This is a genomic window from Cryptosporangium aurantiacum (assembly GCF_900143005.1).
Lineage (GTDB): Bacteria > Actinomycetota > Actinomycetes > Mycobacteriales > Cryptosporangiaceae > Cryptosporangium > Cryptosporangium aurantiacum.
Genome location: NZ_FRCS01000001.1, coordinates 802,863 through 814,183, shown reverse-complemented (window position 1 = coordinate 814,183; position 11,321 = coordinate 802,863). Strand labels below are relative to the sequence as shown.

The window sequence follows — 11,321 nt, the reverse complement described above, 5'->3', positions numbered from 1 at the left end:
ACTAGCCGAAGAACCTCACTACCTGGTGCAACCCGTCGACCAGCGCGTCGATTTCCGCATCGGTCGTATACAGGTAGAACGAGGCGCGGGTCGTCGCCGGAACTCCGAACCGAACGCAGGTCGGACGGGCGCAGTGGTGCCCCACCCGGACCGCGATACCCAGCTCATCGAGATACTGCCCGATGTCGTGCGGGTGAATCGCGCCGAGCGAGAACGAGATCGTCCCGCCCCGGGCGTCTGCGGTGTCCGGCCCGACGATCGTGAGGCCGGGAACGGAATGCAGGCGCGGCAGCGCGTACTCGACCAGCCGGTGCTCGTGCGCCTGGATGTTCTCCAGCCCGATCTCGGTCAGGTACTTCACCGCGGCACCGAGCCCGACGGCCTCGGCGATCGGCGGCGTCCCGGCCTCGAACCGGTGCGGCACCTCCGCGAACGTCGAACCGTCCATCGAGACGGTCTCGATCATCTCGCCGCCGCCGAGGAACGGCGGCATCGAGTTGAGCAGGTCCGCCCGGCCCCAGAGCACGCCGATGCCGGTCGGGCCGACCATCTTGTGCCCGGTGAACGCGATGAAGTCGACGCCCAGGTCGGCGACGTTCACCGGCATGTGCGGCACCGACTGGGACGCGTCGAGCATCACCAGCGCGCCGACCTGCCGCGCCCGCGACACGATCGGCTCGACCGGGTTCAACGTCCCCAGGATGTTCGACTGGTGGACGTAGGACACGAAGCGCGTCCGCTCGTTGATCAGCGTGTCGAGCTCGGACAGATCCAGTCGGCCGTCGTCGGTGATCCGGAACCACCGCAGGGTCGCGCCGGTGCGCTGACACAGCAGCTGCCACGGGACGATGTTCGAGTGGTGCTCCATCTCGGAGATCACCACCTCGTCGCCGGGGCCGAGCAGCGGGAACTCCGAACCGGCCGGACGTCCCGCCGAGTTGCCCAGCGAGTAAGCGACGAGGTTGATCGCCTCGGACGAGTTCTTCGCGAAGATGACCTCGTTGCGGCTCGGCGCGTGGATAAGGCCGGCGACCGCGTCCCGGGCCGCCTCGTAGGCCAGCGTCGACTCCGAGCCCAGCGTGTGCACGGCGCGGGCGACGTTCGCGTTGTGCCGCGCGAAGTGCTCGCTCATCGCGTCGATAACAGCTTGTGGCTTTTGTGACGTGTTGGCGGAATCCAGGTAGATCACCGGAACGCCCTCGCCACCGCCCTCGGTGTGCAGGCGACGGGAGAGGATCGGGAAGTCCTTCCGGATCCTCTCGACGTCGTAGCTGCTCATGAGGCGTTCGCCCCGGCCGCGATGAAGCGCTCGTAGCCCGAGGCCTCCAGTTCGTCGGCGAGTTCCGGGCCGCCCTCCTGGACGATCCGGCCGTTGACGAACACGTGCACGAAGTCCGGGCGGATGTACCGCAGGATCCGGGTGTAGTGCGTGATCAGCAGCGTGCCGATGTCGCCTTCCTCGCGCGCGCGGTTGACGCCGGCGGAGACCGACTTGAGCGCGTCGATGTCGAGCCCGGAGTCGGTCTCGTCGAGGATCGCGATCTTCGGCTTGAGCAGCTCGAGCTGGAGGATCTCGTGCCGCTTCTTCTCGCCACCGGAGAAGCCCTCGTTGACGTTGCGCTCGGCGAACGACTGGTCGACGCCGAGCGTCTCCATCGCGCCCTTGACCTCTTTGACCCAGGTGCGCAGCTTCGGCGCCTCGCCGCGGACCGCGGTGGCCGCGGTGCGCAGGAAGTTGGAGACCGAGACGCCGGGCACCTCGACCGGGTACTGCATCGCGAGGAACAGGCCGGCGCGGGCCCGCTCGTCCACGCTCATCGCGAGGACGTCCTCGCCGTCGAGCAGCACCGCACCGCTGGTCACCGTGTACTTCGGGTGACCGGCGATCGAGTAGGCCAGCGTGGACTTGCCGGAGCCGTTCGGCCCCATGATCGCGTGCGTCTCCCCCGACTTCACGGTGAGGTCGACCCCGCGCAGGATCGGCTTCGTGTCTTCGCCGGTCTGGACACTGACGTGCAGGTCGCGGATCTCGAGCGTGCTCACTGGGGGAACTCCTGGTTCGTGGTCAGAGATACAAGAACGTCGTCGCCGTCGACCCGCACGGGGTAGACGGGCACCGGCTTAGTCGCCGGCAGGCCGGTCGGTTTGCCCGAGCGCAGGTCGAACCGGGATCCGTGCAGCCAGCACTCGATCGCGCAGTCCTCGACGTCACCCTCGGAGAGCGGGACGTCGGCGTGCGAGCACACGTCGCGGATCGCGAAGTACTCGCCCTCGGAACGGACGACCGCGACCGGCTCTCCCTCGACGTCCACCGCCAGCGGGGTGTCGTCCTCGAGGTCAGCGACCGCGCAGACACGGACGAAAGCCATCAGGCACCTGCCTTGGCCAGCCGCGCGTCGATGGTCTGGGTGATCGACTCGACCAGCTCCGGCTCGCCGATCTTCTGGATGATCTCGGCGAAGAAGCCGCGGACGACCAGGCGCCGCGCCTCGTCCGCCGGGATGCCCCGGGACTGCAGGTAGAACAGCTGCTCGTCGTCGAACCGGCCGGTCGCGCTGGCGTGGCCGGCACCGACGATCTCGCCGGTTTCGATCTCCAGGTTCGGCACCGAGTCGGCGCGTGCCCCGTCTGTGAGGACCAGGTTCCGGTTGATCTCGTACGTGTCGGTGCCGGTCGCCTCGTCCTGGATCAGCACGTCGCCGACCCAGACCGTGTGGGCGTCCGCGCCCTGCAGCGCGCCGCGGTACACGACGTTCGAGCGGCAGTCCGGCACCGAGTGGTCGACGAACAGCCGGTGCTCGAGGTGCTGACCGGCGTCGGCGAAGTAGATGCCGTAGGCGTCGACCTCGCCGCCGCGGCCGGTGAACTCCACCGACGTGTACTGCCGGACCAGGTCACCGCCGAGCGTGATCGCGATGTGGGTCAGGCGGGAGTCCCGGCCGAGCTTCGCGCGCTGGTGCTGCAGCTGCACCGAGTCGCCCGACCAGTCGGCGCGGGTGACGACCGTGACGCTCGCGTTGTCGCCGACGAGGATCTCGACGTTGTCGGCGAGCGCGACGTTGCCCGACTGGTCGAGCAGGATCTTGACCTCGGCGTTCGCCCCGACGTCGAGCACCGTGTGGTGGTAGCTCGCCCCGGAGGCGTCGCGGCCGGTCAGGTCGATGCGGACCAGCTCGTCGACGACCGCGTTCGGCGCGACGCTGACGACGGTGGCCTGCCCGGCCTTGCCGTAGGCGTCGGCGGACGGACGGTCGAACGGAACCAGCGCGCTCCCCACCCGGGGGTCGGCGGTGTCGACGTGCTCGACGCGGACGCCGCTGGGCAGCTCACCGCCGGCCCAGGTGCCGGTCTGCTCGGACAGGGCCTCTGCCGCCGGTTCGGCGCTGCTGTCGTGCAGGCCGTGGAGGCGGCCGAGCGGCGTGAACCGCCACTCTTCCTCCCGGCCGGTCAGCCGGGGGAAGTCGGCCACGTCGTAGGAGCGCAGCGCCACGGCCTTGCTGGCCGGCGGCTTGCCGTCGACCGGCCCACCATGGCTGTGCGCTCCCGCGAGCACAGGAGCATCGCTAGACACTTACTGGATCCCTTTTCTCAGTGGTTTCGCTGGCGTGGGCTCGGCGTCAGCCAACCGCGCCTTCCATTTGGAGCTCGATCAGGCGGTTCAGCTCCAGCGCGTACTCCATCGGCAGCTCACGGGCGATCGGCTCGACGAAGCCGCGGACGATCATCGCCATCGCCTCGTCCTCGGTCAGCCCGCGGCTCATCAGGTAGAACAGCTGGTCGTCGCTGATCTTGGAGACCGTGGCCTCGTGCCCCATCGCGACGTCGTCCTCGCGGACGTCGACGTACGGGTAGGTGTCCGACCGCGAGATCGTGTCGACCAGCAGCGCGTCGCACTTCACGGTCGACTTCGAGCCGACCGCACCGTCGAGCACCTGCACCAGACCGCGGTACGACGTGCGGCCACCACCGCGGGCGACCGACTTCGACACGATCGTCGAGGACGTGTTCGGCGCCGCGTGCACCATCTTCGCGCCGGCGTCCTGGTGCTGGCCCTCGCCTGCGAACGCGATCGAGAGCACCTCGCCCTTGGCGTGCTCGCCGGTCATGAAGACCGCCGGGTACTTCATCGTCACCTTGGAGCCGATGTTGCCGTCGATCCACTCCATCGTCGCGCCCTCGTGGCAGACCGCGCGCTTGGTGACCAGGTTGTACACGTTGTTCGACCAGTTCTGGATCGTCGTGTACCGGCAGCGGGCGTTCTTCTTGACGATGATCTCGACGACTGCGGAGTGCAGCGAGTCCGACGTGTAGATCGGCGCGGTGCAGCCCTCGACGTAGTGCACGTAGGCACCCTCGTCGACGATGATCAGGGTCCGCTCGAACTGGCCCATGTTCTCGGTGTTGATCCGGAAGTAGGCCTGCAGCGGGATCTCGACGTGCACACCCTTCGGCACGTAGATGAACGAGCCGCCGGACCAGGTGGCGGTGTTCAGCGCGGCGAACTTGTTGTCGCCGACCGGGATCACCGAGCCGAAGTACTCCTTGAAGATGTCCTCGTGCTCGCGCAGCGCGGTGTCGGTGTCCATGAACACCACGCCCTGCTCCTCGAGGTCCTCACGGATCTTGTGGTAGACGACCTCGGACTCGTACTGGGCCGCCACACCGGAGACCAGCCGCTGCTTCTCCGCCTCGGGGATGCCCAGCTTGTCGTAGGTGTTCTTGATGTCCTCGGGAAGCTCTTCCCAGCTCGCCGCCTGCTTCTCGGTCGAGCGCACGAAGTACTTGATGTTGTCGAAGTCGATGTCGCCGAGGTCGGCGCCCCAGTCCGGCATCGGCTTCTTGTGGAACAGCGTGAGGCCGCGGAGACGACGACGGAGCATCCACTCCGGCTCGCTCTTCTTCGCCGAGATGTCCCGGACGACCGCTTCGGAGAGGCCACGCTGCGCGGCGGCGCCGGCGACGTCGGAGTCGGCCCAGCCGAACTGATAGTTGCCCAGCGCCGCGATCTGCTCGTCCTGCGTGAGGGGCACAGTGGCGACCGGCGCGCCTGCCTCCGAGCGGTTCTCGGGCGTGATGGCGGTCATGAGGACGTCCTCCCGGGACGGGTGTGGGTCAGGTGGTGCATGGTGCACTAGCTGGGTTGTCGTGTTCGTGGAGGGATGTGCGTGGTGCAGATCCCATCGCCGTGCGCGATCGTCGCGAGCCGCTGGACGTGGCTTCCGAGCAACCGGGAGATCACCGCGGTCTCGGCTTCGCACAGTTGCGGGAACTCGGCGGCGACCTGGGCTACCGGGCAGTGGTGCTGGCAGAGCTGCCCACCACCCGCGAGCGCCGACGCGCTGGCAGCGTAGCCCTCCGCGGAGAGCGCACCGGCCAGTGCCTCAGCCTTGGCCAGCGGATCGTCGCCGGCGTCGGCCATCGCAGCACGGCACCGCTCTTCGAGTACCCGCACACGCTCTTCGGCGAACGTCGCCACCGCATCCTGGCCGTGCTGGCGCGCGAGATAGCGCAGCACCTCGGCGGCCAGATCGTCGTACGTATGCGGGAACGTCTCGCGGCCGGCGTCGGTGAGCACGAACTCCTTGGCCGGGCGTCCGCGGCCGCGCGGCCCACGGCCGGGCCGGTCACGAGCCACCACGCGCCCCTCGGCCAGCAGCGAGTCGAGGTGACGGCGGACGGCGGCGGGCGTAAGGCCCAGGCGCTCGCTCAGGTGGGCCGCAGTGGCGCCACCCTCCTCGAGCAGCAGCTGAGCGACCCGATCGCGGGTCCGGACGTCGGAGCCGGGCGTCACGGCACCCGCCGGAGGCGCCTGCGCCCCGGCCGCCGTGGTCGGCTCGACGTTTTTCACAACACTATTGTTGCGGATATCGGCGAGACCGGCCAGCGACCGTTACGCGTGAGTACGAGTGAGCACCGTCACGCAGGGTAGCCTTACCTATGTTCGAGGCGCCCGGGATTGGTGTGATCTGCAGTGATAACCGTCGCCCGATTTCGCCGCTCCGCGTGGCGGTTCCGTAGCGGCGGGCCGGAGGGGCACGATGGCGCCCGTGACCGACCTCCACGTCGCCTCGCCCACCGATCGGCCGGATCCCGCGGCCCGCGAAGCAGCCGTCGTCGCACGCACCCCAGCACCGCGAACCCGCCGGACGCTCGCCGCCGACCTGCGCGTGCTCGGCGTCCGGCCGGGTGACGTGCTGCTGGTGCACACCGCGCTGTCGACGCTGGGCTGGGTGGCCGGACGCGAACAGGCGGCGATCCTCGCGCTGCAGGACGCCGTCGGGCCGACCGGGACGCTGGTCGTCCCGACCCAGACCGGCAGCAACTCCGACCCGTCCGAGTGGCAGGCGCCCGCGGTGCCCGCGGACTGGTGGGACACGATCCGCGGACAGCTACCGGGGTTCGACCCGGCGCGGACGCCCTCCGACGGCATGGGCTGGCTCCCGGAGACGCTGCGGTCGTGGCCCGGTGCGGTCCGCAGCACCCACCCGCAGACGTCGTTCGCCGCGCTCGGCCCGGCCGCAGCGTCACTGCTCGCCCGGCATGACCTGGACTGCCGGTTCGGCGACCGGTCGCCGCTGGCCGCGCTCGCCGGCGCCGGGGCGCGGGTGCTGCTGCTCGGCGCCGGCTACGACGCGTGCACGGCGTTCCACCTGGGTGAGGCCCGGTCGGCCGGTGCTCCCCGGGAACGCCTGGCGTGCGCGGTGCTCGGCGCGGACGGCGAGCGCCGCTGGGTCGACTACGTCGATGTCGTGGCCGACGAGCGCGACTTCGCCACGCTCGGCGCGGCCTGGGAGGCCACCGGTGCGGTGACGGCGGGCCCGGTCGGTTCGGCTCACGCCCGTCTCTTCGATCTGGACGCCGCCGCGCGCTTCGCCGCCACGTGGATACCCGTCCACCGCGCCGGCTGGAGCTAGCGGAAAACCACCGTGCGGTCGCCGTTGAGCAGCACGCGGTGCTCGACGTGCCAGCGGACGGCCCGGGAGAGCGCGAGGCACTCCACGTCGCGGCCCACGGCCACCATGTCGTCCGGGCTGTCGGTGTGGTCGACCCGGGCGACCTCCTGCTCGATGATCGGCCCCTCGTCGAGAGCGGCGGTCACGTAGTGGGCGGTCGCCCCGATGACCTTGACGCCACGCGCGTGCGCCTGGTGGTACGGGCGGGCACCCTTGAAGCTCGGCAGGAACGAGTGGTGGATGTTGATCGCACGTCCGGCCAGGTCACGACAGAGATCGTCGGAGAGCACCTGCATGTAGCGGGCGAGCACCACCAGGTCGATCTGGTGCTCGTCGACCAGCGCCCGCAGCTTGGCCTCGGCCTCCGGCTTGCTGTCCGGCGTCACCGGCAGGTGGTGGAACGGCACCCCGTGCCAGCGGGCCAGCGCCGCGAAGTCCGGGTGGTTGGACACGATCGCCGGGACGTCGATCTTCAGCGCGCCGGTCTCCCGCCGGAACAGCAGGTCGTTCAGGCAGTGCCCGAGCTTGCTGACCAGGATCAGCACCCGCGGACGGACGGACAGGTCGTGCACCTCCCAGTCCATGCCGAAGTCGGTCGCCACCGGCGCGAACTGCTCGCGCAGCTCGGGGGCGCCGCGTCCGGCCGGGCCGGAGATGTGGACGCGCATGAAGAACCGGCCGGTGAACGCGTCGCCGAACTGCTGGCTGTCCAGGATGTTGCACCCGGCGTCGGCGAGCCGGCCCGCGACCGCGTGAACGATGCCGGGCCGATCGGCGCAGGAAAGCGTGAGGACGAACTGGGGTTGCACCCCGTGGAGGCTACCCGCCGACGCTGTTCGAGCAGGTCCGGGAGGCCTCCGGAGCAGAACGTCTACGGCGCATAGAATGCCCGCCATGACTACCGCGACCGCCGACGCCGCCGGCTCCGCGACCGACTCCGAGCCGCCCCCCGCCGGACGAGGCCCGGCGTGGCTGGAGCGGCTGCGGGACGCTCCGCGGCTGGTGCGGTGGCTCGCTTTCGGGACGATCGTCGGCAACATCGTGATCGTCCTGACCGGTGTGGCGGTCCGGCTGTCCGGGTCGGGCCTGGGCTGCCCGACGTGGCCGAAGTGCACCGACGACAGCTACACGAACACCCCCGAGTACGGCATCCACGGGTACATCGAGTTCGGCAACCGGCTGCTGACGTTCGCGCTCTCCGCGATCGTCGGCGCGGCGATCATCGCGGTCCTGCTGCAGCACGCCCGGCGGCGCTCGCTGATCTGGCTGTCGCTGCTCCAGTTCGGCGGCATCGTGGCGCAGGCGGTGGTCGGTGGCATCACGGTGCTGACCGGGCTGAACCCCTGGACGGTGTCGGCGCACTTCCTGGTCTCGATGGGCCTGATCTACGCGGGGTACGCGTTCTGGCACCGGACCGGCGAGGGTGACGGCCCGCGGGAGTGGCGGGTCTCGGTGCCGCTGCGCTGGCTGGCGCGCGGCATCGTGATCGCGGCCGCGACGACGATCGTGATCGGCACCGTCGTCACCGGCAGCGGCCCGCACGCCGGTGACGACGACGTTCCCCGCACCGGGTTCGACCCCGCGCTGGTCAGCCAGCTGCACGCGGACGCCGTGTTCCTGCTGATCGGGCTGACGATCGGCGGCATGCTGGCGCTGCGAGCGCACCCGGTGGCGCTGCGCGCGGTCACGATGCTGTTCGTCGTCGAGATGGCGCAGGGCGTTATCGGTTACGTGCAGTACTTCACGCACCTCCCCGTTGTGCTGGTGGGGCTGCACGTGCTCGGCGCGGCCGTCCTCTGGGCGTTCGCGGTCCGGGTGCTCTTCACGATCCGCGAACGGCCAGTGGTGGCTTGACGCCGGTGAGCCGCTCGGACTCCTCCCAGAGGCGGCGCGCGGCGGTCTCGTCCCGGCCGGTGCCGGTGTAGCGCACGCGCACCGGGTGGCCACGGAACTCCCCGGGCCAGCCGGGACCGTAGTACTCGCCACCCTGGACCGCCGGATCGGTGGCGGCGCGCAAGGACGGCAGCGCTCCGACCGCGTCGGACTGGCCGAGGACCTTCGTCGCCGCGGCGACCACGCGGGTCGTCACCGTGTTCCCGTCGGCCTGCGGCCCGGTCGACTGCAGGTTCGTCGCGGTGTATCCGGGGTGGGCGCCGACGCTGATCGTCGGCGCCGCCGCCGCCCGCAGCCGCCGGTCGAGCTCGAGCGTGAACCACGCGTTCGCGAGCTTGGAGAAGTTGTACGCGCCGCTCGCGGAGTACGCGCGCTCGCTCTGCGGGTCGTCGAGCTGGGACGCCTTCCCGAGCTTGTGCATGATGCTGCTGACGGTCACCACCCGGGAGTCCGGCCGGTCGAGCAGCCGCGGGAGCAGGAGCCCGGTCAGCGCGAAGTGGCCCAGGTGGTTGGTGCCGAACTGCATCTCGAAGCCCTGGGCGGTGGTGCGCCGGGTCGGCAGCAGCATGATGCCCGCGTTGTTGATCAGCAGGTCGACCGGGCCCTGGGTCGCCTCCGCGAACGCCCGCACCGAGCCGAGATCGGCCAGGTCGAGGGAGCGGACCTCGGTGCGATCCGCCGCGTCGGGCACGGCCGCGTGCAGACGCCGGAGCGCGTCCGCGCCTTTCTCCACGTTCCGGCACGCGAGGACGACGGACGCGCCCGCCCGGGCCAGCGCCTCGGCGGTGCGGTAGCCGAGGCCGCTGTTCGCGCCGGTCACGATCGCGGTGCGGCCGGTCTGGTCGGGAATGTCGGCGGCGGTCCAGCGGGCCATCGGGCCTCCTCGAGGGGGAACTCCGCTCCCATGCTGACGAGAAACTAGCCTCTAAGACGCCGGTAGACCCCGGTTTCTCGTCATCGCGCGTCGAGCCAGGGCCGCGCCTGCCTCAGCGGGTGCCGCCGCCGCGGGCCGCGCTGCCGCCCATGTAGTTCCACTCGTACGAATCGGTGCGAATTCCGGTGACGAGCTCGCGCTCCCACTCGTCCTTCACCGGGATCTCGGCCTCGGCGCACGCCGTGGTCGCCGCCTCGACGCCACCGGCGACCACCTGGTCGCCCCAGCGCCCGTCGCCTCCGACGAGGACGATCCGGGCACCCTTCTGCCCGAGGTACTCCACCACCGCGGTCGCACCGTCGTGCGCCTTCGCGAAGCTCCGCAGCCGCTTGACGATCGGGGCGATCTTGGGCTGCGGGGTGGTCTTCTCTTCCACGGTCTCGGCCATGAGCGCATGTTACCGATCAGTAGAGCCGGGCGACGCGTTACGAGAGCAGAGCGTCCACGGCGACGGCGAGGAACAACAGCGTGAGGTACGTGATCGAGAGGTGGAACAGCCGCATCGGCTTGGCCTTGAGCTCGCGTCGCACCTGCCGGTTGAGCCGGTGCGCCTCGACCAGGAACCACCCGCCGAGCACCAGCGCGGTGAGCCCGTAGATCCAGCCGGTCGCCAGCGGCCAGAGCAGCAGCGAGCAGGCCACCATCGCCCACGAGTACGCCAGGATCTGCCCGGTGACGACCTTCGGCGCCGCCACGACCGGCAGCATCGGGACGCCGGCCTTCGCGTAGTCGGCGCGGAACTTCATCGCCAGCGGCCAGTAGTGCGGCGGCGTCCAGAAGAAGATGACGCCGAACAGGACCAGCGGCGCCCAGCCGAGCGAGTTCGTCACCGCGGCCCAGCCGATCAGCACCGGCATGCAGCCCGCGGCGCCGCCCCAGACGATGTTCTGGCTGGTGCGGCGCTTGAGCACCGCGGTGTAGACGAGGACGTAGAACAGGATCGCGGCGAGCGCGAGGCCCGCGGCCAGCGCGTTGGTCTGCCACCAGAGGAACGCCACCGCGATCACGCCGAGCGTGATCCCGAAGATCAGCGCGTTCCGCGGCTCCACCGTGTGCTGCGCCAGCGGGCGGCGCTGCGTCCGGGACATCTTCTCGTCGATGTCGCGGTCGATGTAGCAATTGAGCGCGTTCGCGCTACCGGCGGCGAGCGTGCCGCCGAGGACCGTGGCGACGATCAGCCAGAGCGAGGGCATGCCCTGCTCGGCGAGGAGCATCGTCGGGACCGTGGACACCAGCAGCGTCTCGATGATGCGGGGCTTGGTCAGCGCGACGTAGGCCTTGACGACGCCCAGCGGGCGAAGCCGCGCCGGCCCGGGGCTGACCGGCGTCTCGAGCTGAGCGGTCATGCCTGGGCCAGCCCGAGACACGGGATGCGGGGGGTCACAGCAGACCGTCCACCTTCCGATCGTTCCGGCCGCGCTCCACCGAAACCGAGCACTTGCCGGGCACTTCAGCCCTGCGACGCGACGCTGACGGCGCGCCTGAGTCATGGTAGACCGCACCCAATCGTCTACACGCTGTGGGTGGGTGGGACGCGCCGG

At 70.3% G+C, this 11,321-nt stretch carries 12 protein-coding genes; 2 read left to right on the top strand and 10 right to left on the bottom strand.

Annotated features, from left to right (window positions below):
• Position 1: 1 nt before the first annotated feature.
• The 6 genes from BUB75_RS03510 to BUB75_RS03485 form a co-directional block, all read right to left on the bottom strand.
• On the bottom strand, positions 2 to 1,279 hold the full coding sequence (locus BUB75_RS03510) for a cysteine desulfurase (RefSeq protein WP_073251302.1): 1,278 nt from the start codon (positions 1,277 to 1,279) through the stop codon (positions 2 to 4).
• Entirely contained in the window at positions 1,276 to 2,043 is a 768-nt protein-coding gene (gene sufC / locus BUB75_RS03505; RefSeq protein WP_073251300.1) for a Fe-S cluster assembly ATPase SufC, read from the bottom strand. The genes BUB75_RS03510 and sufC overlap by 4 nt, the downstream gene beginning before the upstream one ends.
• Entirely contained in the window at positions 2,040 to 2,369 is a 330-nt protein-coding gene (locus tag BUB75_RS03500) for a non-heme iron oxygenase ferredoxin subunit (RefSeq protein ID WP_073251299.1), read from the bottom strand. The genes sufC and BUB75_RS03500 overlap by 4 nt, the downstream gene beginning before the upstream one ends.
• Positions 2,369 to 3,553 carry a Fe-S cluster assembly protein SufD gene (gene sufD, locus BUB75_RS03495; RefSeq protein WP_073251297.1) on the bottom strand — a complete coding sequence of 395 codons (1,185 nt, stop codon included), beginning with the start codon at positions 3,551 to 3,553 and terminating at the stop codon, positions 2,369 to 2,371. The genes BUB75_RS03500 and sufD overlap by 1 nt, the downstream gene beginning before the upstream one ends.
• A 64-nt stretch (positions 3,554 to 3,617) precedes the next feature.
• On the bottom strand, positions 3,618 to 5,084 hold the full coding sequence (gene sufB, locus BUB75_RS03490) for a Fe-S cluster assembly protein SufB (protein ID WP_073251294.1): 1,467 nt from the start codon (positions 5,082 to 5,084) through the stop codon (positions 3,618 to 3,620).
• A 47-nt stretch (positions 5,085 to 5,131) separates the two neighbouring features.
• Positions 5,132 to 5,848 carry a helix-turn-helix transcriptional regulator gene (locus BUB75_RS03485; RefSeq protein WP_084740181.1) on the bottom strand — a complete coding sequence of 239 codons (717 nt, stop codon included), beginning with the start codon at positions 5,846 to 5,848 and terminating at the stop codon, positions 5,132 to 5,134.
• Between the two features lie 313 nt (positions 5,849 to 6,161).
• Between BUB75_RS03485 and BUB75_RS03480 the strand changes: the two genes are divergently transcribed.
• On the top strand, positions 6,162 to 6,914 hold the full coding sequence (locus BUB75_RS03480) for an AAC(3) family N-acetyltransferase (RefSeq protein WP_073252725.1): 753 nt from the start codon (positions 6,162 to 6,164) through the stop codon (positions 6,912 to 6,914).
• On the opposite strand, the gene purU is transcribed toward BUB75_RS03480, so the two are convergent.
• Positions 6,911 to 7,849 (bottom strand): formyltetrahydrofolate deformylase, encoded by a 939-nt coding sequence (gene purU / locus BUB75_RS03475; RefSeq protein WP_084740179.1) that lies wholly within the window; start codon positions 7,847 to 7,849, stop codon positions 6,911 to 6,913. The genes BUB75_RS03480 and purU overlap by 4 nt on opposite strands.
• On the opposite strand from purU, the gene BUB75_RS03470 reads away from it, so the two are divergent.
• Positions 7,848 to 8,807: a COX15/CtaA family protein gene (locus BUB75_RS03470; protein ID WP_084740178.1), complete on the top strand. Its 960-nt coding sequence runs from the start codon at positions 7,848 to 7,850 to the stop codon at positions 8,805 to 8,807. The genes purU and BUB75_RS03470 overlap by 2 nt on opposite strands.
• On the opposite strand, the gene BUB75_RS03465 is transcribed toward BUB75_RS03470, so the two are convergent.
• The 3 genes from BUB75_RS03465 to BUB75_RS03455 all read right to left on the bottom strand — a co-directional run bounded on the left by BUB75_RS03465 (position 8,776) and on the right by BUB75_RS03455 (position 11,126).
• The gene (locus BUB75_RS03465) at positions 8,776 to 9,720 is read right to left on the bottom strand and encodes an oxidoreductase (RefSeq protein ID WP_073251290.1); all 945 of its coding nucleotides are present in this window, start codon (positions 9,718 to 9,720) and stop codon (positions 8,776 to 8,778) included. The two genes, BUB75_RS03470 and BUB75_RS03465, sit on opposite strands and share 32 nt — an antisense overlap.
• A 112-nt stretch (positions 9,721 to 9,832) precedes the next feature.
• Positions 9,833 to 10,168 (bottom strand): hypothetical protein, encoded by a 336-nt coding sequence (locus BUB75_RS03460; RefSeq protein WP_073251289.1) that lies wholly within the window; start codon positions 10,166 to 10,168, stop codon positions 9,833 to 9,835.
• A 37-nt stretch (positions 10,169 to 10,205) separates the two neighbouring features.
• The gene (locus tag BUB75_RS03455; protein WP_073251287.1) at positions 10,206 to 11,126 is read right to left on the bottom strand and encodes a heme o synthase; all 921 of its coding nucleotides are present in this window, start codon (positions 11,124 to 11,126) and stop codon (positions 10,206 to 10,208) included.
• Between the last annotated feature and the right edge of the window lie 195 nt (positions 11,127 to 11,321).

Coding starts and splice junctions, on each gene's coding strand:
- BUB75_RS03510 (WP_073251302.1), bottom strand. CDS start 1,279: ATGAGCAGCTACGACGTCGAGAGGATCCGGAAGGACTTCCCGATCCTC.
- BUB75_RS03500 (WP_073251299.1), bottom strand. CDS start 2,369: ATGGCTTTCGTCCGTGTCTGCGCGGTCGCTGACCTCGAGGACGACACC.
- BUB75_RS03465 (WP_073251290.1), bottom strand. CDS start 9,720: ATGGCCCGCTGGACCGCCGCCGACATTCCCGACCAGACCGGCCGCACC.
- BUB75_RS03460 (WP_073251289.1), bottom strand. CDS start 10,168: ATGGCCGAGACCGTGGAAGAGAAGACCACCCCGCAGCCCAAGATCGCC.
- BUB75_RS03470 (WP_084740178.1), top strand. CDS start 7,848: ATGACTACCGCGACCGCCGACGCCGCCGGCTCCGCGACCGACTCCGAG.
- sufB (WP_073251294.1), bottom strand. CDS start 5,084: ATGACCGCCATCACGCCCGAGAACCGCTCGGAGGCAGGCGCGCCGGTC.
- BUB75_RS03455 (WP_073251287.1), bottom strand. CDS start 11,126: ATGACCGCTCAGCTCGAGACGCCGGTCAGCCCCGGGCCGGCGCGGCTT.
- purU (WP_084740179.1), bottom strand. CDS start 7,849: ATGGCGGGCATTCTATGCGCCGTAGACGTTCTGCTCCGGAGGCCTCCC.